The 20757-nt window shown below is 63.6% G+C and carries 20 protein-coding genes; 5 read left to right on the top strand and 15 right to left on the bottom strand.

Going from position 1 to position 20757, the window contains the following annotated elements; genetic code table 11:
- Positions 1 to 51: 51 nt before the first annotated feature.
- From CAG00_RS05650 to mcpP, 10 genes are all read right to left on the bottom strand, one after another.
- A complete protein-coding gene (locus CAG00_RS05650) occupies positions 52 to 2253 on the bottom strand; it encodes an LTA synthase family protein (RefSeq protein WP_085663691.1) in 2202 nt (733 codons plus the stop codon).
- 136 nt (positions 2254 to 2389) lie between these two features.
- A complete protein-coding gene (locus tag CAG00_RS05645; RefSeq protein WP_085663690.1) occupies positions 2390 to 3670 on the bottom strand; it encodes a hypothetical protein in 1281 nt (426 codons plus the stop codon).
- A gap of 46 nt (positions 3671 to 3716) precedes the next feature.
- Entirely contained in the window at positions 3717 to 4469 is a 753-nt protein-coding gene (locus CAG00_RS05640; protein ID WP_085663689.1) for a hypothetical protein, read from the bottom strand.
- A gap of 46 nt (positions 4470 to 4515) precedes the next feature.
- The gene (locus CAG00_RS05635; RefSeq protein ID WP_085591260.1) at positions 4516 to 5196 is read right to left on the bottom strand and encodes a C39 family peptidase; all 681 of its coding nucleotides are present in this window, start codon (positions 5194 to 5196) and stop codon (positions 4516 to 4518) included.
- 62 nt (positions 5197 to 5258) lie between these two features.
- Positions 5259 to 6806 (bottom strand): heme utilization protein, encoded by a 1548-nt coding sequence (locus CAG00_RS05630; RefSeq protein WP_085663688.1) that lies wholly within the window; start codon positions 6804 to 6806, stop codon positions 5259 to 5261.
- 48 nt (positions 6807 to 6854) lie between these two features.
- Positions 6855 to 7433: an adhesin gene (locus tag CAG00_RS05625; RefSeq protein WP_075045393.1), complete on the bottom strand. Its 579-nt coding sequence runs from the start codon at positions 7431 to 7433 to the stop codon at positions 6855 to 6857.
- A 1-nt stretch (position 7434) separates the two neighbouring features.
- A complete protein-coding gene (locus CAG00_RS05620) occupies positions 7435 to 7869 on the bottom strand; it encodes a hypothetical protein (protein WP_085663687.1) in 435 nt (144 codons plus the stop codon).
- A gap of 298 nt (positions 7870 to 8167) precedes the next feature.
- Positions 8168 to 8737 (bottom strand): AAA family ATPase, encoded by a 570-nt coding sequence (locus CAG00_RS05615; RefSeq protein WP_085663686.1) that lies wholly within the window; start codon positions 8735 to 8737, stop codon positions 8168 to 8170.
- On the bottom strand, positions 8734 to 9300 hold the full coding sequence (pnuC, locus tag CAG00_RS05610; RefSeq protein ID WP_025339412.1) for a nicotinamide riboside transporter PnuC: 567 nt from the start codon (positions 9298 to 9300) through the stop codon (positions 8734 to 8736). The genes CAG00_RS05615 and pnuC overlap by 4 nt, the downstream gene beginning before the upstream one ends.
- A gap of 195 nt (positions 9301 to 9495) precedes the next feature.
- The gene (gene mcpP / locus CAG00_RS05605) at positions 9496 to 11130 is read right to left on the bottom strand and encodes a methyl-accepting chemotaxis protein McpP (protein ID WP_025339411.1); all 1635 of its coding nucleotides are present in this window, start codon (positions 11128 to 11130) and stop codon (positions 9496 to 9498) included.
- Between the two features lie 299 nt (positions 11131 to 11429).
- Between mcpP and CAG00_RS05600 the strand changes: the two genes are divergently transcribed.
- Positions 11430 to 12260 carry an undecaprenyl-diphosphate phosphatase gene (locus CAG00_RS05600; RefSeq protein WP_085663913.1) on the top strand — a complete coding sequence of 277 codons (831 nt, stop codon included), beginning with the start codon at positions 11430 to 11432 and terminating at the stop codon, positions 12258 to 12260.
- Complete coding sequence (locus CAG00_RS05595; RefSeq protein WP_085663685.1) at positions 12253 to 12666, top strand: DUF1294 domain-containing protein; 414 nt, start codon at positions 12253 to 12255, stop codon at positions 12664 to 12666. Before CAG00_RS05600 ends, CAG00_RS05595 begins: the two co-directional genes overlap by 8 nt.
- 103 nt (positions 12667 to 12769) lie before the next feature.
- Here CAG00_RS05595 and CAG00_RS05590 read toward each other — a convergent pair whose 3' ends face one another.
- Complete coding sequence (locus CAG00_RS05590) at positions 12770 to 13129, bottom strand: MmcQ/YjbR family DNA-binding protein (RefSeq protein WP_085616680.1); 360 nt, start codon at positions 13127 to 13129, stop codon at positions 12770 to 12772.
- Positions 13122 to 14024, bottom strand: a complete 903-nt coding sequence (locus CAG00_RS05585) for a LysR substrate-binding domain-containing protein (RefSeq protein WP_013972466.1) — start codon at positions 14022 to 14024, stop codon at positions 13122 to 13124. The genes CAG00_RS05590 and CAG00_RS05585 overlap by 8 nt, the downstream gene beginning before the upstream one ends.
- Before the next feature lie 133 nt (positions 14025 to 14157).
- Between CAG00_RS05585 and CAG00_RS05580 the strand changes: the two genes are divergently transcribed.
- On the top strand, positions 14158 to 14769 hold the full coding sequence (locus CAG00_RS05580; RefSeq protein ID WP_049277030.1) for an FMN-dependent NADH-azoreductase: 612 nt from the start codon (positions 14158 to 14160) through the stop codon (positions 14767 to 14769).
- Positions 14770 to 14855: 86 nt separating this feature from the next.
- On the opposite strand, the gene CAG00_RS05575 is transcribed toward CAG00_RS05580, so the two are convergent.
- The 3 genes from CAG00_RS05575 to CAG00_RS05565 all read right to left on the bottom strand — a co-directional run bounded on the left by CAG00_RS05575 (position 14856) and on the right by CAG00_RS05565 (position 18720).
- Entirely contained in the window at positions 14856 to 16058 is a 1203-nt protein-coding gene (locus tag CAG00_RS05575) for an NAD(P)/FAD-dependent oxidoreductase (RefSeq protein WP_085663684.1), read from the bottom strand.
- A 69-nt stretch (positions 16059 to 16127) separates the two neighbouring features.
- Positions 16128 to 16727: a helix-turn-helix domain-containing protein gene (locus CAG00_RS05570; protein ID WP_025339404.1), complete on the bottom strand. Its 600-nt coding sequence runs from the start codon at positions 16725 to 16727 to the stop codon at positions 16128 to 16130.
- A gap of 40 nt (positions 16728 to 16767) precedes the next feature.
- Entirely contained in the window at positions 16768 to 18720 is a 1953-nt protein-coding gene (locus CAG00_RS05565) for an FAD-dependent oxidoreductase (RefSeq protein ID WP_085663683.1), read from the bottom strand.
- 176 nt (positions 18721 to 18896) lie between these two features.
- On the opposite strand from CAG00_RS05565, the gene CAG00_RS05560 reads away from it, so the two are divergent.
- Together CAG00_RS05560 and CAG00_RS05555 are read left to right on the top strand one after the other, a co-directional pair.
- A complete protein-coding gene (locus tag CAG00_RS05560) occupies positions 18897 to 19940 on the top strand; it encodes an ABC transporter substrate-binding protein (protein WP_085616674.1) in 1044 nt (347 codons plus the stop codon).
- Positions 19941 to 19963: 23 nt separating this feature from the next.
- A complete protein-coding gene (locus CAG00_RS05555) occupies positions 19964 to 20719 on the top strand; it encodes a class II aldolase/adducin family protein (protein ID WP_085663912.1) in 756 nt (251 codons plus the stop codon).
- The last annotated feature ends 38 nt before the right edge of the window (positions 20720 to 20757 follow it).

Genomic DNA, 20757 nt, shown 5'->3' with positions numbered 1-20757 from the left:
CGGGCGGGTCGAATCGACAGGCCGCGGCGGCCGGGCGATGAGTGGTATTGCTCAGCCCGAATGGGCGATATGCCCTTCGGTCAGTTCATCCGCTGCTTCATCTTCCCCAGGCAGCGCGGTGATCACGCTGAAGTCGCTGATTTCCACCTGGCCACCGCCATAGCCCAGCAAATGGAAGGAAAACGCCTTGCGCGCGGTCGGGTTGTCGAAGCTGAACTCCATCTCCAGCGGCTCGTCGGCGGTGACTTTCACTTCGTCAGGCAAGCCCAGCGGTACGTCTTGCTCCAGCTGCTTGGCCTTGAGCTGGATATAGGCTGCGCGCTTGGGGTCCAGCGAACGTACCTTGACCCGTACGCGGGTATGCGAACCCTCGGGCATTTCCAGGTACTGGGCGCCGATCAGGTTGTCGGCCCAGTCATCTTTGATGCGCTTGCGCAGCTGGATCGGCGATGGGCCGCCGAACTGGTAACGCAGGTTGAGCGGTGTCTGCAGCAGGGACTGGTCGAGCACCCCGGCGAGGGCACCGATCTGCTGGCCGAGCAGGCTGTCGCCCGGGCCAAGGTAACGTGCCTGGTCGGCGATGAAGCCATCGCTGGCGTAACGCCGGCAGCGCTGCTGGAAGTCGCATTCGGTGAACACACCCTGGCCGTCGTGATAACGCAGCATGCCGTTGGTGTAGGAGATCATCTCGCGACCGCTGTCGTAGTCGCGGTACAGCGAGCGACCGCCGAGCGCCATGGGGATGGGCAGGGCAAAGTAGTCGAGCAGGGAGGTGGCCAGGTCGATATGGCCATAGGTACCGCGCTTGATCCGTGGCAACTGTGCCTGCTCCGGCGCCAGGGTGAGGTTGAAGCCCCAGGACGAGGCCAGGCGCACACCGTCGATGCCGTGGGACTCGTCGGAAGTCACCACCACCAGGGTGTCCTTGAGCACGCCCTGGCGTTCGAGGTTGTCGAGGAATGCACCGAGTGCGTCGTCCAGGTAGGCGACTGCCGCCTGTTTCGGCGTGTCGTAGCGTTCCAGGTACTCGGCCGGTGCCGAGTAGGGCTGGTGGGTGCCCACGGTGAGCAGGGTCAGCATCCATGGCTTGTCCTGCTTTTGCAGCTGGCCGACGTAATCCAGCGCACCCTCGAAGAAGGCGCGGTCATCTTTGCCCCAGGGGAAGTCCAGGTAGTTCCTGTTGCGGAACCACTCCTGGCCGTGCACCGCGTCAAAGCCGATGTGCGGCATGATGCGGTCCTTGGCCATGAAGCGCAGGCCGGCGCCCTGCAGGTAGTGGGTGGTGAAGCCGGCCTGGCGCAACTGCGCCGGCAGGCAGGCCTGGTTGCGTTCGTTCTGGGTCAGCAGTTCCACGCCCTTGGGCGTGCCGTTGGCCAGCTTGTCGTAGTCACCGCACAGCATTGCGTACAGGCCACGGATGGTCTGATGGGTATGCAGCACGTAGTCCGGGGTGTTCATGCCGCGCTCGGCCCACTGGCTGAGTTTGGGCATCAGCTCTTCGTCGAAGCGGCTGTGCAGGGCCTGGCGGTTGGGCCGCAGGTAGGCCCCGGGGATGCCTTCCACGGTGATGACCAGCAGGTTGCGGGCGTTTCCTGGCCCGGCGAGCAGGCGCTGGCCATGCAGGTCGGACTGGGTCAGGCCGGTGCTGGCCAGAGGGGTGAAGGTTTGCGTACGGCCCATCCAGCCTTCGACCTGGCGCTGCAGGTTGCCGGCCCCGGCCGACAGCAGCTGATGGGTGAGGTTGTATTGCCGCCATTGGTCGGCGTCGGAAGGTACCAGTTGCTGGCTGCCCCAATGGGCGCCGAACAGTAGCAGCGGAATGGCCCAGGCCGTGCGTGGCAGCGGCTGGCTGGGTTGGGTGCGGCTGCGCCAGGCGCTGGCCAGCCAGGCCAGCAGGCCGGCGCCCATGGCCCACGGCAGCCAGGCATGGGCCAGGCCGCCACCGGTCGAGTTTTCCATGAACTGCGGGTCGAGCAGGTACGTCAGGTCGGCGCTGGTGGGCAACCGGCCCACCGCGCTCACCAGTTCAGCCGAAGCCACCCAGAGGGCCGCCCAGGCCAGCAATACGGGAAACGCCAGCCACCACGGCCGACGGTGCAGCAGCAAGACCAGCAAGCTGCCGAGGGCGAGGTCGGACAGGTAACCGAGTGGGTTGGACCAGCCCAGCATGGCGCGCGTACCCAGTGGGATCACCAGTACCAGGGTCGCCAGGGCGACAAGCCGGGTACGTGGGTGGTCTGACAGGTTCTTCACAAAAACATCCCTTTTGCCATTAAATCGTCATGCAACTGTGCTTGATGATAACAGGCCGTGGCAGGGAAGGCGGTCCGGGACAAGGCTGGTAACCAAAAGCCGGGCCCGTTCGCGCGAGCCCGGCCGATGGCAAGTATCAGAAGTAGTAGGGGAATTTCAGGCTGAAGGAAAAGTCCGGCGCGTCATCGGTCAGACCAATGGCCAGGTTGGGCACGATGGTCAGGTTGTCGGTGGCGGCGAAGGTCATGCCGATGTTGAAGTTGGCCGCGTTGTAGTCGCTGTTGGAGATCGACTGCCAGTCGCCGCCATCCGGTTTTATCTTGCTCTTGCGGGCGAACTGGTCGGACACCGAGAACGACATGCTCATCTTCTCGTTCAGGGCAAAGGCGATACCGCCGCCGATCTGCCACGAGTCGCCCAGCTTCACATCGCCCGGCACCTTGCTGTTGACCTGTGGGCTGATGTCGCTGAACGAGTCTTCCATGTTGTAGGTGTAGGACAGGCTGCCGAACAGCACGGCGGGGTCGAAGGTCTTGACCAGCGAGATGCCCGGCGTGATCGACCAGACGCCGTTGCCGGTCGGCAGGCTTTCCGGTACTGACAGGTTGTCGTTGCCCTCTACCTGGCGCAGTTTTATGCCATAGGGGTCTTTGCCGGTCGGCGCCTTGATGCGCAAGGTAGCGACGGCGTCAGGCCAGGTCTCGTCTTCGTCGAGGAACTTGTAGGCGACACCGACGTTGACGTCGCCGATTTCCGGGTCGCGGGTTACGGTTTCGTCCGAGGTGCTTGCCCCGGCACCGCCCGCACCGCCGGAAGAGTAGGTGGATTCGCGGTACACCACCGGGACGTTGATGTCGAACTGCCAGCGCTGGGCGAGGTTGTAGCGGGCAGTCATGTCCAGGGTCCAGTTATCTGCCTTAACCCGGTCAAGGTTGATACTGCCGAGGAATATCGAGTCCAGCGCCAGGAAGCCGTTGAGCACAAGCGCCCGGGTATCGTAGTGGGTATAGGTGACACCGGTCTCGAAGCTGAACTTGCCGCCGCCGAAGAAGCCGCTGGCCTCATCGTACAGGTTGGACACGCTCTGAGCCGGTTCAGCGTCGGCGGTCAGCGCCTGGCCATAGGAGCTGCCGGTGGTGCCCGGTGCACCCGATGCCACAGTCTGTGCACCTTTGACCCCTTCGGCCGGGGACCTGACCAGACGTTTGGGTGGGGGGGCTGCCGGGGTTTCTTCTACCTGGCGCACGCGCTGCTCCAGCACCATCAGCGCTTGCTGCTGGGCTTCGTAGCGTTGTTTCAGTTCCATCAGTTCCTGCTTGAGAGCCTCGACCTGAGGGTCGGCTGCGGCGTAAAGCAATGTGGCCGGGGCCAAGGTGGTCAAACACACAAAAGCTTTGAGCGATAAAGATCGGTGCATGGAATTGCCGTCCCTGCCGACTACTTTTGATGAGACTGAGCGTAGATCAGTATCCAAATGTGCGAAGACCTTTGAGCTGATCGAGGCTACCGTTCAGCGACGCGGCTGTCGGCACGCTTTCGCGCATCACTACATTGAGCGTGGTGACGTTATTGACCCGGTTGCCATTGCCCAGCAGCGTCGAGTTCTGCATCAGGCCACCCTGCGCCAGGCGCTGCACGCTGCTGCCCTGGTTGTTACTGGCACTGATATTGAACTGCACCCCTACGCCGCTGGCGGACACACTCAGCGCGCCTGCGCCGTTTGCGCCTGTCAGTGTCTGGCCGTTGGCCAGTGCCTGGCCCTGTGGCTGCGCGGTAGGCGCCTGGTCGGCCTTGGAAACATTGATGGCGACATTGTTGTAGGCGGTATTGTTGTCGCCAGCTGCGCGTACCACCTGGGTAACACCCTCTGTGGTGTTGAGGCCGGCGCCGCCTGTAACGGTACCGGTGCCCGGTGCCGTGGCTCCAGCTGACGCTGTGCCAGTGCCGCTTTCGTCGATCAACGACACGTAGAATTGCGGTTTGATGGTCGACTGCTGAATCTGCATCGTGCTCGTCGCGCCGATCACGTCCCCTTTGGCATTCTGCCAGGTGCTGGACATGACAATTCCGAAACTCACGATCCGCCCCGGCATCACGTAGCGGCCACGCAAGGTCGCCAGCTCATGGTCCTTCAGCTCGATGGGCTTGAAGGTTTCGGCCTGGGTAGGAAGGCTGACGGTCAGGCATGCGATTGCAAGCCAGAATGCATTCTTCATTGGGGTGCTCCCCGGAGCCTCGTGCTCCTTGTCGTTGCAAGAGTCGTTAGAAGAAGTCGCTTTTGATGAACCCGAAGTCCAGCAGCTCTGCATCCTGCACCGGGGTGAAGTTGTTCACCCGGCCCTTGGCGGTCAGGGGCAGGGGTGGGTCGAGCAGGATGTTGTTCTTGTCGTAGCCCTGGCCGATCACGGCGAAGATGATGCCGTTCCAGCCCTTGAGAAAGTCGTCGACCCTGTAGCGCTTGTGGCCCAGTACCGGGTCACCGATGTACACCCAGCCCTTGTCTACCTTCTGCATGACCACGAAGTGCTTGTAGCCGCGCACGTCCATCAGCACCACGACCGGAATGCGCACGCTGTGCAGGGTCTCGGGCGCCACCCGGTAGCCGCGGGCACGCATCCCCAGGCTTTCCACGTAGCGTTTCATGTCGAGCATCGAGAAGCCTTGCGTGCGCACCAGGTCCTGGTCGGCGTGGGCCAGCATGCCTTCGATGATCTGTTGTTCGTCCACGTCCAGCCAGTAGGCCTGGCGCAGGATGGTGGCCAGCGCGGCGGCGCCGCAGCTGAAGTCGGTCTTCTGTTGCACCAGGTCGGCGAACTTGCGCTCGCGTACGCTCTGGATGGGCTTGAACACCACGGCGCCGCCCGGGAGGACGGACAGCGGCATTTGTGCAGCTTCGCTCACGCTGGCCAGGCACAGCAAAAACGCCAGGGCAATGATGCGCATGATCGGATGCCTTCCGGTTCTGTTGAAGAAAGGCCCCCCGAAGGGGGCCTCAAGCGCAGCGATCAGAACGAGGTGTTGGAGATGGCCAGCGAGTTGCTCTGCTGGTTGCCCACACCGGCTGCCACGTTCACGCCCAGGTTGCCGCTGCCACCGTTCACCGAACCGCTAAGGGTTGCAGTGTTGGTAACAGGGTTGGCCCAGCCGGTCGGGGTCAGCACTTGGAAGGACACGGTATTGCTCAAGTCGTAGGCACTGCTTTCGCTGTAGCTCTTCGACACGTCGTTCGACGATTGAGACGATTTCTCGCCAGACTTTTCAAACGCCGATTCCGATGCGTTGGCATAGGTCGACTCGTGAGCCTTCTCATACGAGGAGTCGCGAGACTTCTCGTAGGCCGATGCGCGAGTCTTGTCGTACGACGATTCGTGGTTGCGGTCGAAGGAAGACTCGTTCGACTTGTCGAATGACGAGTCGAACGCTTTCTCGAACGACGCGTCGTACGAGCTGTCACGTGTGCGGTCTACATCGACATTGAGCGATGCGTTGAGCGATGCATCGAAGCTGTCGGTGCGGGTGCGTTCGCGACGGCCGTCATCGGTGGTCACGGTACGGCTGGCATCGGCTGCAGCTGCCAGGGTGGCACTCAGGCTGGAGCTGCTGGACGAACTGGCAGTGACGCCAACCGAGCCACTGGCATTCCAGCTGTTGGAGCCGCTGGCACTGGAGCTATTGGAACCACTGGCACTGGAGCTGTTCGACCCGCTGGCACTGGAGGTCTTCGAGCCACTGGCATTCATGCTGCTCGAACCACTGGAGGTCCAGCCATTGGAACCACTGGAACTGGCACTTTGCGAGCCGGCCACGCTGAAGCTCGAGGACGAGCTGCGGTCGTCGGTCGAGTTGAACGTGCCCTCACGCGAGCTGGAACCGCTCTTGGTGGTGGTGATGGTCAGTGTATCCACCCGGTAGGTGCGGTCGGCGCCGTTGTTCACCGTCAGGCCTGGGCCGTTCTGGTCGGCAGAGGCGGTGGCGGTGGCGTTGCCCAGTGGGGCTCCGGTGTTGGCGATGGCCATGGTGTTCTTCTGCTGGTTCAGGTCGCCGCCAGCGATGTTGACGCCGACGTTACCCTCTGCACCATCGGCCGAGCCGGTCATGACTGCCGAGTTCTGGGTGGACCAGTTGTCGACACGGTTGTTGTTGCTGAACTGGCTAACGTCAGCGGTGGCTTCGGCGGAGCCGAACACGAAGCTGTTGTCCAGGCTGGATTCGGACGATGCGTTGGCAATGGCCGCAGCATTGTCCTGCTGGTTGCCGTTACCGGCCGCCACGTTGACACCTACGTTGCCGCTGGCACCCGAAGCCGAGCTGCTCATCTCGGCTTCGTTGATGGTGCCTTGGTTGGTGATGGTGTTGCCGGTGCTGCGTTGGCTGTCCATGGCGTTGGCGGTGGCAAACACAGGGATCCTGGTGGGAGGAGGCGTGTGCTGCCCGTTGTTGTGGTGACCATTGTGGTGCCCGCCACGCCGGTCGTTCTGATCAGCTTGTACAGCAACAGCCATGACCGCAGCAATTGCGAAAACCAGAGGCTTGATTGCCATCGAGGGTTTCATGGTGATTCTCCGTACGATTAGGTTAAGTGTCGTTCTTGACTGGCAGGGTCAATCCGCGACCCGGATGCTCAGGGTGTTGGCCATGCGGTTTCCCACCCCGGCACTCTGGTTCAACTGAATCACTCCACGGCTACCGGTGAAGGCCTGGTCACTGGTGGTGACCTGGCGATGGCCAGTTGAAGTGTCAATCGGACCGGAGTTGTTGAGCAGCGCCACGTTCTGCTGCATGAGGACGCTGTCGTCGATGCTTTGCGGCTGGGCACCGATACTGATGCTCAGTGCGTTCGCTTGCTGGGTGTTGGCGCCGGCGCTCTGGTTGATCCCGAGGGCGCCGCTACCGTTGCTGAAGGCGTCGCCCTGTATGGTCGAGCGTGCGTTCATTGCGGGGTCTGCAGGGGTGTTCAGGCGCTGGCGGATCTGCGTGGTGGCGCTGGCCTCGGGCCCAACGGCGAAGGCGCGCGCGTTGGCCTGTTGCTGTTGGTCACCGGCCGCTTGATTGACCGACAGGTTGCCCTGGTAACGGCTGCCCGAATTGTCGATATCGGCGTTGTTGATCACGGGAACCGGGGATTGCGCGAAGGTCGATGTACTGCACAGCGTGATCAGGATCAGCAGCGTGTGCTTCATCTCACTTGCCTCCGGTCAGGATCTGCAGCGGCGCCAGGCCGCGCTGCAAGCTCGAATTGACCATGTTCGAGATGCCATTGCCCGAGCCCGTGCCGCGGCCACCGGCCAGGTTGGGCAGCTGGGACTGGTTGTTGAGGTTGCCGCCCAGGTTGTTGGTCTGCTGGGTAATCAGGGTACTGATACCTGCACCGCTGCTGATGTTGGCGAAGTCGCCATCACTCAGTTCGTTGGTTTGCTTGAGGATGTGGGCGGAAGGGTTGGCATTGACGGTGGTGGGGTTGGGGTCGGGTCGTAACGGCGGGACAACGGCGTTGCGTGTCTGCACGTCACGGGTTATCACGATGATGCCGTTGTCGGCCTGGGCCGTCAGGCCCAACGAGCCCAGCACACATCCCATCAGCAACAGGTGATAGAGGCGTTTGTCAGTTTTCCTCACGACGGCAACTCCTTCAATGAGCGCTGGCCCTGTTCAGCGATGCGAACCAGGCAGCAGAAGGTGTGCCGCTTTTGAGAAGCGTTTTCAGATCAAAAGCTTAAGGTGAGTACCATGACAAGCTGCGGCGGATTTTGTCTCAGGATTGAAACAGGCAGCCGCTGGCGGTGCAGGCAAAGCCAGTGTTGGCCTTGATTGGAAGGGTTTTTGCAGGAGTGTTTCAGCGCCTTGACACTACCTTCGACGCCCAGCAAAACCCCATGTTTTCAGGGGCTTCGCCCCACAGGGGTGTGTCGGTGGATTAACACTCGGTGGGGCAGGATGGCGCATCGCTACCAATGAGCCTAGCCACTGTTTGTAGTGCCAGCAACTGGCGTTGCGGCCAATTGCCCTCAATTATTTTGTACGCCTGGTCATGCCGTTGCAGCCAGTGCAGGCTGTCGTCGAAAAAGCGCTGGCGGTCGCGCAGTTCGGGCTGGCTGCGCTGGCCATCGGCAACCCAATCCACGCCTTGCGGGCTCAGCAGCAGGTGCAGGTGGTAATGCCGTGCCAGCAGCGCCTGCTCCAGCCAGGCCGGGCAGTCGCCGAACAGGGCGTGGCTCCAGAGCATGTTACTGAGCAGATGGGTGTCGAGAATCAGCAGCGGCGGTGCCTGCTCGCGTGCGTGGTCTTCCCAGGCCAGCTGGCCGCGGGCGATGGCAGGGATGTCGGCATAGCAGGTGTCGCGGCATTCCTGGTCGATGAAGTGGCGCACGTATTCGGCCACCACCACGCCGCCGAAATGCGCCTGGATCACCCCGCTGAGCCAGCTCTTGCCGCTGGATTCCGGGCCGCACAGCACCAGTACTTTCATGGATTGTGCCGCGCTCATGGCTGCACCAACGCCGGGTCACGGCGCCATTCCAGCCAGCCACGCACGGCAATCAGGGTGAGCACGGCGAAGAAGCCTGCGGTGAAGTACAGCTGCTGGTGCAGGTACTGGCCCACGTAGATGATGTCTACCACCACCCACAGCGGCCAGCACTGCAGGCGCTTCTGCGCCATCCACAGTTGTGCCACCAGGCTGAAGCCGGTCAGGGTAGCGTCCAGCCAGGGCAGGGCGGCGTCGGTCCAGGTGGCCATCGCCGCGCCCAGGGCGGCGCTCAGCAGCACCCCGCCGGCCAGGCCGGCGAGCAATGCCGGGCGCTGCAGGCGGGTGACCTGGCGGGCGTCTTCAGCATGGCCCGGGCGCTTCCATTGCCACCAGCCGTAGACCTGCAGGATGGCATAGGCCACTTGCAGCAGCATGCCCGAGTACAGCTTCACCTCGTAGAACAGCCAGCCATAGATCAGCACCATGACCAGGCCGATCGGCCAGCACCAGGCGTTCTGCTTGACCGTGAGCCAGACAGCGGTGACGCCGAGGACGGCGGCGATGAGTTCAAGGCCGGACATCGGCGATCCTTGGAGACTGCGGGGGAGGGGCGCGATTGTAGCGGGTCGGCCGGGGAAGGTGTAGGGCGTTGGGGCCTTTGGGGCTGCTTTGCAGCCCATCGCGACACAAGGCCGCTCCTACAGGGGGACGCGATCGTCTGTAGGAGCGGCCTTGTGTCGCGAAAGGGGCGCAAAGCGCCCCCGGCATTCTCAACCTTACACCCGGAACTGCCGCAACAACTGCTCCAGCTCTTCGCTCAGCTGCCCCAGCGCCATTCCGGCATCGCTGGACTGCCGCGCCGCATCGGCGGTCTGCTGGGACAACCCGGCAGTATCCAGCACGTTGCGGTTGATCTCTTCGACCACGTGTGACTGTTGCAAGGTGGCGCTGGCAATGGAGGCATTCAACGCAGTGAGGTTGTTCAGCGACTGGTTGATGGCATCCAGGCTGGCACCGGCCTCGCGGGCCTGCTCGACGGTCTGGCGCGAGGCCTCGCTGCTGGTGTCGATGGCCTTGACTGCAGCGTCCGACTGGCTTTGCAGGTGCTCGATCATGGTATGGATCTCGGCCGTCGACTGCGCCGTGCGCTGGGCCAGCAGGCGCACCTCGTCGGCGACCACGGCAAAGCCACGGCCTTGTTCGCCGGCCCGCGCCGCTTCGATGGCTGCGTTCAGCGCCAGCAAGTTGGTCTGTTCGGCGATGGAGCGGATCACATCCAGCACACCACCGATGCGCGTGCTGTGCCCGGCCAGGTCGCGGATCACCTGCACGGCCTGGTCGATGGTCAGCGACAGCCGGTCGATCTGCGCCAGGCTGCCGTGAATGGCCTCCTGGCCGTGTGCTACCTGCTGTTGCGCGGTGCGCATTTCGCCAGCGGCCTGTTCGGCGGTCTTGGCCACGTCCTGCACGGCGTAGGTCACTTCGTTGACCGCAGTGGCCACCTGGTCCATCTGCAGCGATTGCTGGGCGCTGTGCTGTTGCGCGGCACCGGCATTGTCGCCGACATGCCCGGCGGACCGGGCCAGGGCATGGGCCGCCCCTTGCAACTGGCCGACCACGCCTTGCAGCTTGCCGTTGAAGCGGTTGAAGTGTTCGCCCAGGTGGGTGATTTCGTCACGGCCGTGAGTGTCCAGGCGCCGGGTCAGGTCGCTTTCGCCGCTGGCGATGTTGCCCATGGCCTGCACCGCTTCCTGCAGCGGGCGGGCGATGCTGCGGGCAATCAGCATGACCACCAGCGCCATCAGCAGGGCAATGGCCACGCCTACCAGCGAGGCGTCACGCAACTGGCGAGCGAATTCGGCCTGCACATCGTCGACATACACGCCTGAGCCGATGATCCAGCCCCACGGCTTGAACAGCTGGATGTAGGACGTCTTGGCCACCGGCTCGCTGGCACCGGGCTTGGGCCAGCGGTAGTTGACCGGCCCGGCGTCCTGCTGCCGGGCCAGGGCGACCATCTCGTTGAACACGGCAAAGCCGTCGGGGTCACGGATGGCCGACAGGTCCTGGCCGTCGAGCTTGGGGTTGGCCGGATGCATGATCATCTTCGGCCCCAGGTCGTTGATCCAGAAGTAGTCGTTCTGGTCGTAGCGCAGCGCGCGTACCACTTGCAGCGCCTGTTGCTGGGCCGCTTCGCGGCTGAGTGTGCCGGCTGCTTCCAGGCCTTGGTAATAGGCCAGCACACCGGCTGCGGTCTGTACCACGTGGCGGGTCTTTTCCGCTTTGGCCTGGTACAGGTCACCGTGGATCTGGCGCAGCATCAGCAGGCCCAATACCACCAGCATGGCCACCGCCACCAAAAGGATCAGCCACAGACGGCGGCTGATAGACATCGATCTCAGGGTTTTCATACCACAGCTCCCGCATTGTTCTTTTTATTCAGGCGCATCCAAGCATGCTTTGCGCCACGCCCCCACTCGACTAATGGCTAAGTGCTATCCATCCAATAGTCTGCAGCAGTTTGTACAAGGCGATTGCAAACGCGCTCTGCTAGGATTTCGGCCGCGCAAGATGAAACCTTTAGGCGGCGTGAACTTTTCTACTGGCATTGCGCCCAACAGTCGCTGTAAAACAGCCGGGCCGCGTGCGGCAACTTCAAGCAAATCAAGAACAAGGGGCCTGCAACGAGCAGCGCTCCATCGGGGGAATGATGGATTTTTGGACTGCCTTCCAGGCAATCATCTTAGGCGTGGTCGAAGGGCTGACGGAGTTTCTGCCGATCTCCAGTACCGGCCACCAGATCATCGTCGCCGACCTGATCGGGTTTGGTGGCGAACGGGCCATGGCTTTCAACATCATCATTCAGCTGGCGGCGATCCTGGCGGTGGTGTGGGAGTTTCGCGGCAAGATCTTCGACGTGGTCTTCGGCCTGACCAGCCAGCCCGCGGCGCGGCGTTTCACCGGTAACCTGTTGCTGGCGTTCCTGCCGGCAGTGGTGCTGGGCGTGCTGTTCGCCGACCTGATTCACGAATACCTGTTCAATCCGATCACCGTGGCGGCTGCGCTGGTGGTGGGCGGGGTGATCATGCTCTGGGCCGAGCGCCGCGAGCACCGTGTGGAGGTGGATCACGTGGACGACATGCGCTGGAGCCACGCGCTGAAGATCGGCTTCATCCAGTGCCTGGCGATGATCCCGGGCACTTCGCGCTCCGGCTCGACCATTATCGGTGGCCTGCTGTTCGGCCTGTCGCGCAAGGCGGCGACCGAGTTCTCGTTCTTCCTGGCGATGCCGACCATGGTCGGTGCGGCGGTGTATTCGGGCTACAAGTACCGCGACCTGTTCCAGCCCGGCGACCTGCCGGTATTTGCCATCGGCTTCGTGACCTCGTTCATCTTTGCCATGATTGCCGTGCGTGGCTTGCTCAAGTTCATTGCCAACCACAGCTATGCGGTGTTCGCCTGGTACCGCATTGCCTTTGGCCTGCTGATCCTGGCGACCTGGCAGTTCGGCTGGGTCGACTGGGCGACGGCACATGGCTGAGGCAGCGCGGGGGCAAAGGGGGGAGGGCGTACGTAATGTGCGCCTGAAGCTGCTGCTGTTGGGCCTGCTGTGCCTGCTGCCGGGCCTGGGCGCGGCGCGCATGGCCTGGGTCGACCAGGCCTGGTGGCCGCTGGCGCTGTACCCGGCAATGAGCCTGATCAGCCTGTTGCTGTATTGGCAGGACAAACAGCAGGCGCGTACCCAGGCCTGGCGTACGCCCGAGAAGGTGCTGCATGCCAGTGAGCTGCTGGGCGGCTGGCCGGGGGCACTGCTGGCGCAGCAGCTGTATCGGCATAAGACGCGCAAGCTGTCGTACCAGCTGGTGTTCTGGGGGATTGTGCTGGTGCACCAGGTGTTCTGGGCGGACTGGCTGTTTCTTGGTGGGCGGTATCTGACCTTCAGTTGATGTTTGACTGTGCTGGCCCTTTCGCGGGTACAGCACAAGTCTTGAGGCCAGTGGAGAACCCTGTGGGAGCGGGTTTACCCGCGAAAGGGCCAGCACAGGGAATTCACAACACCAACCCCACCTGCAACCGCTTAGGCAACCGCCGCACCACCAGCTGGTGCGAGCGCTGCAACAGATCACACAGCTCCTCACGCCCCATGGGGTAGGGCAATGCCATGCTGATCCACCGCGCCCGCGCCAGGTACGGCGCAGGCCGCACCCCCGGGCGATCGCAATAGCCGAGAAACAGTTCGTCGGCCACCTTGAACGACAACCCCGCACCCGCCAGGTCGAGCACCGCGAACATCTTGTTGCCCGCCACCGAGAACACCCGGATGCCGCCCCATTTGTAGTCTTCCCGCGCACCCGGCAGGCTCAGGCAGAACGCTGCCACCTGGGCTTCGCTCATGTTCCGCTCAGACATACTTTTCTCCACAGGCCTCGAACGACGCCGCCAGGTGGTCGATCCATACCCGTACCGCAGGCAGCAAGCCGCGCCGGTGCGGGTACACCGCCTGCAGGTAGCCACCCGGCAGCGACCAGTCCGGCAGCAGGCGCACCAGTTCGCCGCGCGCCAGTTCTTCTTCACAGAACATGCTGGGCAGCGCGGTAAACCCGAGGCCTGCCCGTACAGCAGCATTACGTACTACGAAATCATCGATGGCGAGGCGCGGCTCCAGTGCGATTTCCTGCTGTTTGCCATGGGGGCCGAACAGGCGGAAGTGTACCAGCCGGTCAGCCTCGGCAGCGCCCAGCACCGGCAATGATGCCAGTTGGCCCGGTTCGCGGATGTGGTCGGCGAAACCGGGCGCTGCAACCAGCTGCATCTGCGCCTGGCGCAGGCGGCGGGTGACCAGGGCCGGGTCTTCATCGCCCAGGTCGCGTACGCGCAGGGCCACGTCGATACCTTCGGAAATCAGGTCGACCCGGCGGTTGAGCAGCACCATGTCCAGTTGCACCAGTGGGTACTGCGCGAGAAAGCGGCTGATCACATCCGGCAGAAAGGCGTGGGCCAATGCCACCGGGCAGGACACCCGCAAGCGCCCGCGCGGTTCGCTGCTCATGCTGGCCACGGCCTCGTCGGCGGCTTCGGCTTCCAGCAGCATGGCCTGGCAGTGGTGCAGGTAGCGCTCGCCCACCGCGGTGAGCTTCAGTTGCCTTGTAGTGCGTTGCAGCAGGCGCGTGCCCAGGCGTTCTTCAAGCTCGGCGATACGCCGCGACAGGCGCGACTTGGGGATGCCCAGCTGGCGGCCGGCTGCGGCGAAACCGCCGGCTTCGACCACGCGGGCGAAGTAGAAAAGGTCGTTGAGGTCTTGCATGGGAATGTCTCACTGTTCCATCTGTAGGACAAACTAACGCATTTTTGCTGCCTTATCAGCTATTGTTGATGTCGGTAGGATTCTCCCCATCGTGATCGCCCAACGTCGCGGTCTTCATTCACAGGAGAGTCCCATGAAACTGTTGCATATCGATTCGAGCATCCTGGGCGACAATTCCGCCTCCCGCCAACTGAGCCGCGAAGTGGTCGAAGCCTGGAAAGCCGCCGACCCGAGCGTGGAAGTGGTGTACCGCGACCTGGCCGCTGACGCCATCGCTCACTTCTCCGCGGCTACCCTGGTAGCGGCTGGCACCCCGGAAGACATGCGCGACGCAGCCCAGGCCTTCGAAGCCAAGCTGAGCGCGGAAACCCTGGAAGAGTTCCTGGCTGCCGATGCCGTGGTGATTGGTGCGCCGATGTACAACTTCACCGTGCCGACCCAGCTCAAGGCCTGGATCGACCGTGTTGCCGTCGCCGGCAAGACTTTCCGCTACACCGAAGCCGGCCCGGAAGGCCTGTGCGGCAACAAGAAGGTAGTGCTGGTGTCCACCGCCGGTGGCCTGCACGCTGGCCAGCCGACTGGTGCCGGGCATGAGGACTTCCTCAAGGTATTCCTGGGCTTCATCGGTGTCACCGACCTGGAAATCGTCCGCGCCCATGGCCTGGCCTATGGCCCTGAGCACCGCAGCCAGGCGATCGATGCTGCCCAGGCGCAGATTGCCAACGAGCTGTTTGCTGCTGCCTGATCGAAGGTACGCGATCAAATGTAGGAGCGGCCTTGTGTCGCGATGGGCCGCAAGGCCGCTCCTACAATGACCGCGTCGGCCTGGTGTCAGGCCACCGGAATAGCCGGGTCAGCCGCTGCCAGCGCTGCAGCACGTTCGGCCGCCGGCGGATAGATCCACACGGTATTGATCTGCGCCTTCAACACCTTGGCCTCGGCCTTGTCTTCCGGTGGCGACACCGTGCGTTCCCACCCTTCGGTATACACCGCCCCCCAGGCCCCAAGGTCCAGGCAGGTCACGTACTTGGGCTGGCTGTAGGTCTTCGGTGCCACGCCAATCAGCTCGGCCGCCGCATTGTTGCCCGCATGACGCCCCAGCGGAATCGCATGCTGGCAGGACATCACTGCGTAATTGCCAGCCTCGTCGCAGGCGGCGTAGGCCACATCACCTGCCGCGTACACGGCATCATTGCCTTTCACCTTCAGATTGCCGTCGACATGCAAGCGGCCCTGGCGGTCGCGCTCGCCACTGATCTGCTCGGTGAGCGGGTTGGCCTTGAAACCCACGGTCCAGATCACCGTGCTGGCGTCGATGCGCTGGCCGTTGTCCAGCAGCACGCCGACAGGGTCGACCGAGGCTACCGTGGCGCCACAGATCCACTCCACGCCCAGGGCCTCGGAGGCCTGCTCGATGGCAAGGCGGATGCCGTCACCCAGGGCCGCGCCAATCCTCGCCCCACGGTCGACCACCACCACGCGCAACGACGCGTCCTCGCCGAGGATTTCGCGCAGGCGGGCCGGCAGTTCGGTGGCGGTCTCGATGCCGGTAAAGCCACCGCCGGCCACCACCACGGTATTGCGCGCCGGTGTGTCGGGCAGGTTCGCCAGTGACTTCAGGTGGGTTTCCAGGCGCGCGGCGCTGTCGAGCTTGTCGACATCGAACACATGCTCGATGCCGACCATGTCGGGCCGGTTGAGCACGCTGCCGCAGGCCATGATCAGGCGGTCGTAGGGCAGGTTGCACTGGGTACCGCTGCGTGTGCGGTAGCTGACGCGGCGGGCCGCTTCATCGATGTGGAAGGCCGTGCCCTGCACGAAGCGGACGTTGACGGCATCGAACAGCTCTTGCAACGGCGCGGCCATGGCATGGACGTCGGGTTCGTAGAAGCGCGGGCGCACATGCAGCTCGGCCTGGGGGGCAAGCAAGGTGACCTCGACATCCTTGCGGTCATGGAGGTCAAGCTGGCGGACGGCGCTGAGCGCGCTCCACAGGCCGGCAAAGCCCGCGCCAATGATCAGGATCTGCTTCATGGTTGTGCTCCTCTGTAGTTCGGTTAACAAGGTAGACCCTGTTGCTGGATGTTGGGGAGCGAGCGTGCTTCAGAATGTTGGCGGCGTGATCACCCAGATCACCACGGCATCCACCTCGCCGGGGTTGCCATAGCGGTGCGGTTCCTGGCTCGAGAAGCTGAAACTGTCCCCTTCACCCAGTTGGAAATGCCGCTCGCCTACCCATAGCTCGAAGCTGCCGCTGAGGATGTAGCCGGCCTCCTCACCGTCGTGGCTGTAGCTCTGCTGGCTGTAGCTGCCCGGAGGGAAGCGCGAATGCAGGATTTCCAGCTGGCGGTTGGGCTGGGGCGTGAGCAGTTGATCGACGATGCCATCTTCGTAATGCACACTCAGGCGGCTGTTGCGCCGTACCACATAGCCCTGGTCCTCGGGCGCAGTGGTGGCTTCGCTGGCGAAGAACCACTGGATAGTCACCCCCAGGCTGCGGGCGATGTTGAACAGCGCCGGAATCGATGGATAGGAGAGGTTGCGCTCCAGCTGGCTGATGTAGCCAGCAGTCAGTTCACTGTGCGTGGCCAGCTCCGCCAGGGTCATGCCACGGCGTTTGCGCAGGCCGCGAATGCGGCTGCCGAGAAACTGCGGCGCGGCGCCCCCGGCTTCGCTGGCAGGGGGCTGGGGGAGTTGGCTCATGCACGTCGGTCCATCGTGAAAAGCCGCAGTATGTACAGCCTCAGAGCGCCCAGGCAACCGTCAGGCCATCGTGAATCGCTTCTTCGGCGGTACGCGGCGCCAGGCAGTCGCCAATGCGGCGCACCTCGACCAGGCCGGCCAGCTCCGTGGCCAGGCGGTCTTCCGGTTGATGGCCCAGGCACAGTACCAGGGTGTCGATGCCTTCGAAGATCATCGGTTCGCCGCTGGCGGTGTGCTGCAGGTACACCGTGTTGTCGTCGCTGCCATACAGGCGGGCATACGGTGTGACGGGAATACCCAGGCGATGCAGCTCGCCGGCCAGTTGGTCGCGCACGTACAGCGGTAGGCTTTCTCCGCAATGAGTGCCATTGACCGCCAGTTGCACCTGGTGGCCCTCGCGTACCAGGCGTTCGGCGATGCCGGGGCCGATCCAGTCGCAGCGCCAGTCGATCACCAGCACCGAGCGCCCCGGTTTTGCTTCATTGCGCAGTATTTGCCAGGCGTCCACCACCTGTAGCTCACCGGTGCGCTCGAAGGCCGGCCAGTAGGGGGTGGCACCGGTGGCCGCGATCACCAGGTCGGGGCGTTCTCGTTCGACCAGTGCGCGGTCGACCCGGGTGTTGCGCACTACTTCCACGCCTGCCAGGGCCATTTCCCGCTGCAGGTTGGTACTGGCGCCACCGAACTCGCTGCGCCGTGGCAGCAACTGGGCGAGCAGCACCTGGCCACCGAGCTGCGGGCCAGCCTCGTACAGCGTGACCTGATGCCCGCGCGCAGCGGCCACGGCGGCGGCTTTCATGCCGGCGGGCCCGCCACCGGCCACGAGGATGCGCTTGGGGTGGGTGGTGATGGACAGTTGCTCGTACTGCAATTCGCGGCCGGTTTCCGGCCGCTGGATGCAGGAAATGGGCAGGCCACGGTGGAAGTGCCCGATGCAAGCCTGGTTGCAGGCGATACAGGCACGTACGTCCTCGACCTGGCCATGCTCGGTCTTGTTCGGCATCTGCGGGTCGCAGATCAGCGCACGGGTCATGCCGCAGACATCGGCCTGGCCACGGGCCAGGATCAGTTCGGCTTCCTGGGGCTGGTTGATACGCCCGGTGACGAACAGCGGGATGCCCAGGTGCTGCTTGAAGGTGCCGGCCTCCCGGGCCAGGTAGGCCGGTTGAATGGCCATCGGCGGCACGATATGCACGGCGCCGCCCAAGGATGCCGACGTGCCGGCAACGATGTGCAGGTAGTCGAGCTGGCCCTGCAAGGCAACCGCTGCAGCCAGCGATTCGTCCTCGCTCAGCCCCTGGCTGTCGCGCTCGTCGGCACTGATGCGCAGGCCGATGATGAACTGCTCGTCGGTGGCCGCGCGTACGGCGCCCAGCACTTCGCGCAGGAACCGCAGGCGCTGCTCGAGCTCACCGTTGTATCCATCCGTGCGCTGGTTCACCCGCGGGTTGAGGAACTGCGCAGGCAGGTAGCCATGGCTGGCCACCACTTCAACGCCATCCAGCCCGGCCTGGTGCAGGCGGCGGGCAGCGCTGGCATAGCCCTGGACGATCTCGTCGATCATTGCCTGGTCCAGCGCGCGCGGCATCACCCGGAAGCGTTCATTGGGCACCGCGGACGCCGAGTAGGCCACCGCCAGCAAGCCGTCCGCCGACTCCATGATCTCCCGCCCGGGGTGGAACAGTTGCGACAGCACCACGGTGCCATGCTCATGGCAGGCCTCGGCAAGCTGGCGATAGCCGTCGATGCAGGCATCGTCGGTGGCCATCAGCACATGCGAGGTGTAGCGGGCGCTGTCATGCACCCCGGCCACCTGCAGCACGATCAGGCCGACGCCACCGGCGGCGCGGGCGCGCTGGTAGGCGATGAGCTTGTCGTTGACCAGGTTGTCGGTAGGCAGGCAGGTGTCGTGGCCGGTGGACATGATGCGGTTCTTCAAGCGTTTGCCGCGGATCTGCAAGGCTTCGAACAGGTGAGGGAAGGCGGTCTGCATACAGGCGGCTCCGGTGCGGTGTTGTTCTTGTTTTTTTATGAAAGTGTAGCGTCAGTAAAAAATCAACTTGTTTTTTTACTGGTCGACGACTAGGTTTTTCTCACCCTCATGGCGAGGGCGTGACCTCACAACAACAAGAAAACGGGCCCCTCGGGCACCGACAGGAGGCAACTACGATGCAGGTATTCCCACGTGTAAGCAGCCTTTGCGCAGCGTTGCTGGCCATGGGCCTGGGCAGTGCGCAAGCGGCACCGCAGATGGTCGTGGTCGGCTATGGTGGTGCCGGCCAGAAAGCCCAGGACGAGGCGATCTTCAAACCGTTCAGTGCCCAGGATGGCAGCAAGCTGATCCAGAGCGAGTACAACGGCGAAATGGCACGGATCCAGGTAATGGCCGACACCGGCAATGTCGACTGGGACGTGGTGCAGATCGAAGGGCCTGACCTGATGCGTGGCTGCGACGAGGGCATCTACGAGCAGCTGGACTGGCAGCGCATGGGCCATGCGGGTGAACTGATTGCCGACGCGGCACAAGCCTGTGGCTCGGCCGCGCTGGTATGGAGCGTGGCCATTGCCTATGACCGCAGCAAGCTGGCCCAGGCGCCTGCGTCGTGGGCCGACTTCTGGGACGTGAGCAAGTACCCGGGCAAGCGCGGCCTGCGCAAGCGTGCGGTGTACAATCTGGAGTTCGCCCTGATGGCTGACGGGGTCAAGGTCGAGGATGTCTACAAGGTACTGGCCACTCCGGCCGGGGTCGAGCGTGCCTTTGCCAAACTCAGCGAACTCAAGCCGCATATCCAGTGGTGGGACGCCGGGGCCCAGCCTGCCCAGTGGCTGGCGGCGGGTGACGTGGTGATGACCTCGACCTACAGCGGGCGCATCGCCGTGGCGGCCCAGCAGGGCAGCCCGCTGGCAGTGGTCTGGCCTGGCAGCCTGTATGGCATGGATTACTGGGCGATCATCAAAGGCTCGCGGCATGTCGACCAGGCCAAGCGGCTGATCGCCTTCGCCAACCAGCCGGATACCCAGGTGCGTTATGTGCAGCAGATCCCCTATGGGCCGACCAACACCCAGGCGGCAGCGAAGCTCGACCCGTCCCTGGCCAGTTGGGTGCCTACTTCGCCGCAGAACCTGCAGGGGGCGTTGGCGATGAATGTGGAATTCTGGGTCGACCATGGCGAAGAGCTGGAACAGCGCTTCAATGCGTGGGCCAGCAAATAGCGTTCTGCAAAGGAATAACAATGATGACCGCAACGGAACAAAGCCTGCGCCAGGAGCTGGCCGCCTGCTATCGGCTGATCGCCCACTTCCGCATGAGCGACCTGATCTTCACCCATATTTCCCTGCGCCTGCCGGGGCCGGAGCACCACTTCCTGATCAACCCGTACGGCTTGCTGTTCGATGAGATCACGGCCTCCAGCCTGGTGAAGATCGACCTGCAAGGCCGGCCAGTGGAAGCGACGCCGCACCCGGTCAACCCGGCCGGTTTCGTCATCCACAGCGCCATCCATGCTGCCCGCGAGGATGCCCGTTGTGTGCTGCACACCCACACCCGGGCAGGTTGTGCGGTGGCGGCGCTGGAATGCGGGCTGCTGCCGCTCAACCAGATGTCCATGGAGTTTTATGGCAAGGTCGCGTACCACGCTTATGAAGGGATTGCGCTGGACATGGATGAGCAGCGAAGGCTGGTAGCCGACTTGGGCGACAAGCCGGTGATGATCCTGCGTAACCATGGCCTGCTGACCACCGGGCGCAGCGTGGCCGAAGCGTTCCTGCGCATGTACTACCTGGAGAAGGCGTGCGAGATCCAGTTGGCGGCACAGAGCGCCGGGCAGGTGATTTTACCGCCCGCCGAAGTGTGTAGGCATACCGAGCGGCAGTTCAATGATCCGGGGCGGGGCTTGAAGCAGGGCGAGCTGGCGGATTCGGATGCGCTGCAGCTGGCGTGGGCGGCGTTGTTGCGGATGCTGGAGCGAGTCGCGCCGGACTATCGTCGTTGACATTGGCGCGCTCGCGGTGAAAGCCGTCTTGCCCTCGC

The sequence above is a fragment of the Pseudomonas sp. B5(2017) genome (assembly GCF_002112825.1).
Taxonomy (GTDB): Bacteria; Pseudomonadota; Gammaproteobacteria; order Pseudomonadales; family Pseudomonadaceae; genus Aquipseudomonas; species Aquipseudomonas putida_Z.
This window is presented reverse-complemented; position numbering and strand designations above follow the sequence as displayed.

Coding starts and splice junctions, on each gene's coding strand:
- CAG00_RS05595 (WP_085663685.1), top strand. CDS start 12,253: ATGGCTGAGGCAGCGCGGGGGCAAAGGGGGGAGGGCGTACGTAATGTG.
- CAG00_RS05585 (WP_013972466.1), bottom strand. CDS start 14,024: ATGCAAGACCTCAACGACCTTTTCTACTTCGCCCGCGTGGTCGAAGCC.
- CAG00_RS05565 (WP_085663683.1), bottom strand. CDS start 18,720: ATGCAGACCGCCTTCCCTCACCTGTTCGAAGCCTTGCAGATCCGCGGC.
- CAG00_RS05560 (WP_085616674.1), top strand. CDS start 18,897: ATGCAGGTATTCCCACGTGTAAGCAGCCTTTGCGCAGCGTTGCTGGCC.
- CAG00_RS05580 (WP_049277030.1), top strand. CDS start 14,158: ATGAAACTGTTGCATATCGATTCGAGCATCCTGGGCGACAATTCCGCC.
- CAG00_RS05630 (WP_085663688.1), bottom strand. CDS start 6,806: ATGAAACCCTCGATGGCAATCAAGCCTCTGGTTTTCGCAATTGCTGCG.
- CAG00_RS05635 (WP_085591260.1), bottom strand. CDS start 5,196: ATGCGCATCATTGCCCTGGCGTTTTTGCTGTGCCTGGCCAGCGTGAGC.
- CAG00_RS05615 (WP_085663686.1), bottom strand. CDS start 8,737: ATGAGCGCGGCACAATCCATGAAAGTACTGGTGCTGTGCGGCCCGGAA.
- mcpP (WP_025339411.1), bottom strand. CDS start 11,130: ATGAAAACCCTGAGATCGATGTCTATCAGCCGCCGTCTGTGGCTGATC.
- CAG00_RS05590 (WP_085616680.1), bottom strand. CDS start 13,129: ATGTCTGAGCGGAACATGAGCGAAGCCCAGGTGGCAGCGTTCTGCCTG.
- CAG00_RS05640 (WP_085663689.1), bottom strand. CDS start 4,469: ATGAAGAATGCATTCTGGCTTGCAATCGCATGCCTGACCGTCAGCCTT.
- CAG00_RS05600 (WP_085663913.1), top strand. CDS start 11,430: ATGGATTTTTGGACTGCCTTCCAGGCAATCATCTTAGGCGTGGTCGAA.
- CAG00_RS05575 (WP_085663684.1), bottom strand. CDS start 16,058: ATGAAGCAGATCCTGATCATTGGCGCGGGCTTTGCCGGCCTGTGGAGC.
- CAG00_RS05645 (WP_085663690.1), bottom strand. CDS start 3,670: ATGCACCGATCTTTATCGCTCAAAGCTTTTGTGTGTTTGACCACCTTG.
- CAG00_RS05625 (WP_075045393.1), bottom strand. CDS start 7,433: ATGAAGCACACGCTGCTGATCCTGATCACGCTGTGCAGTACATCGACC.
- CAG00_RS05570 (WP_025339404.1), bottom strand. CDS start 16,727: ATGAGCCAACTCCCCCAGCCCCCTGCCAGCGAAGCCGGGGGCGCCGCG.
- CAG00_RS05555 (WP_085663912.1), top strand. CDS start 19,964: ATGACCGCAACGGAACAAAGCCTGCGCCAGGAGCTGGCCGCCTGCTAT.
- pnuC (WP_025339412.1), bottom strand. CDS start 9,300: ATGTCCGGCCTTGAACTCATCGCCGCCGTCCTCGGCGTCACCGCTGTC.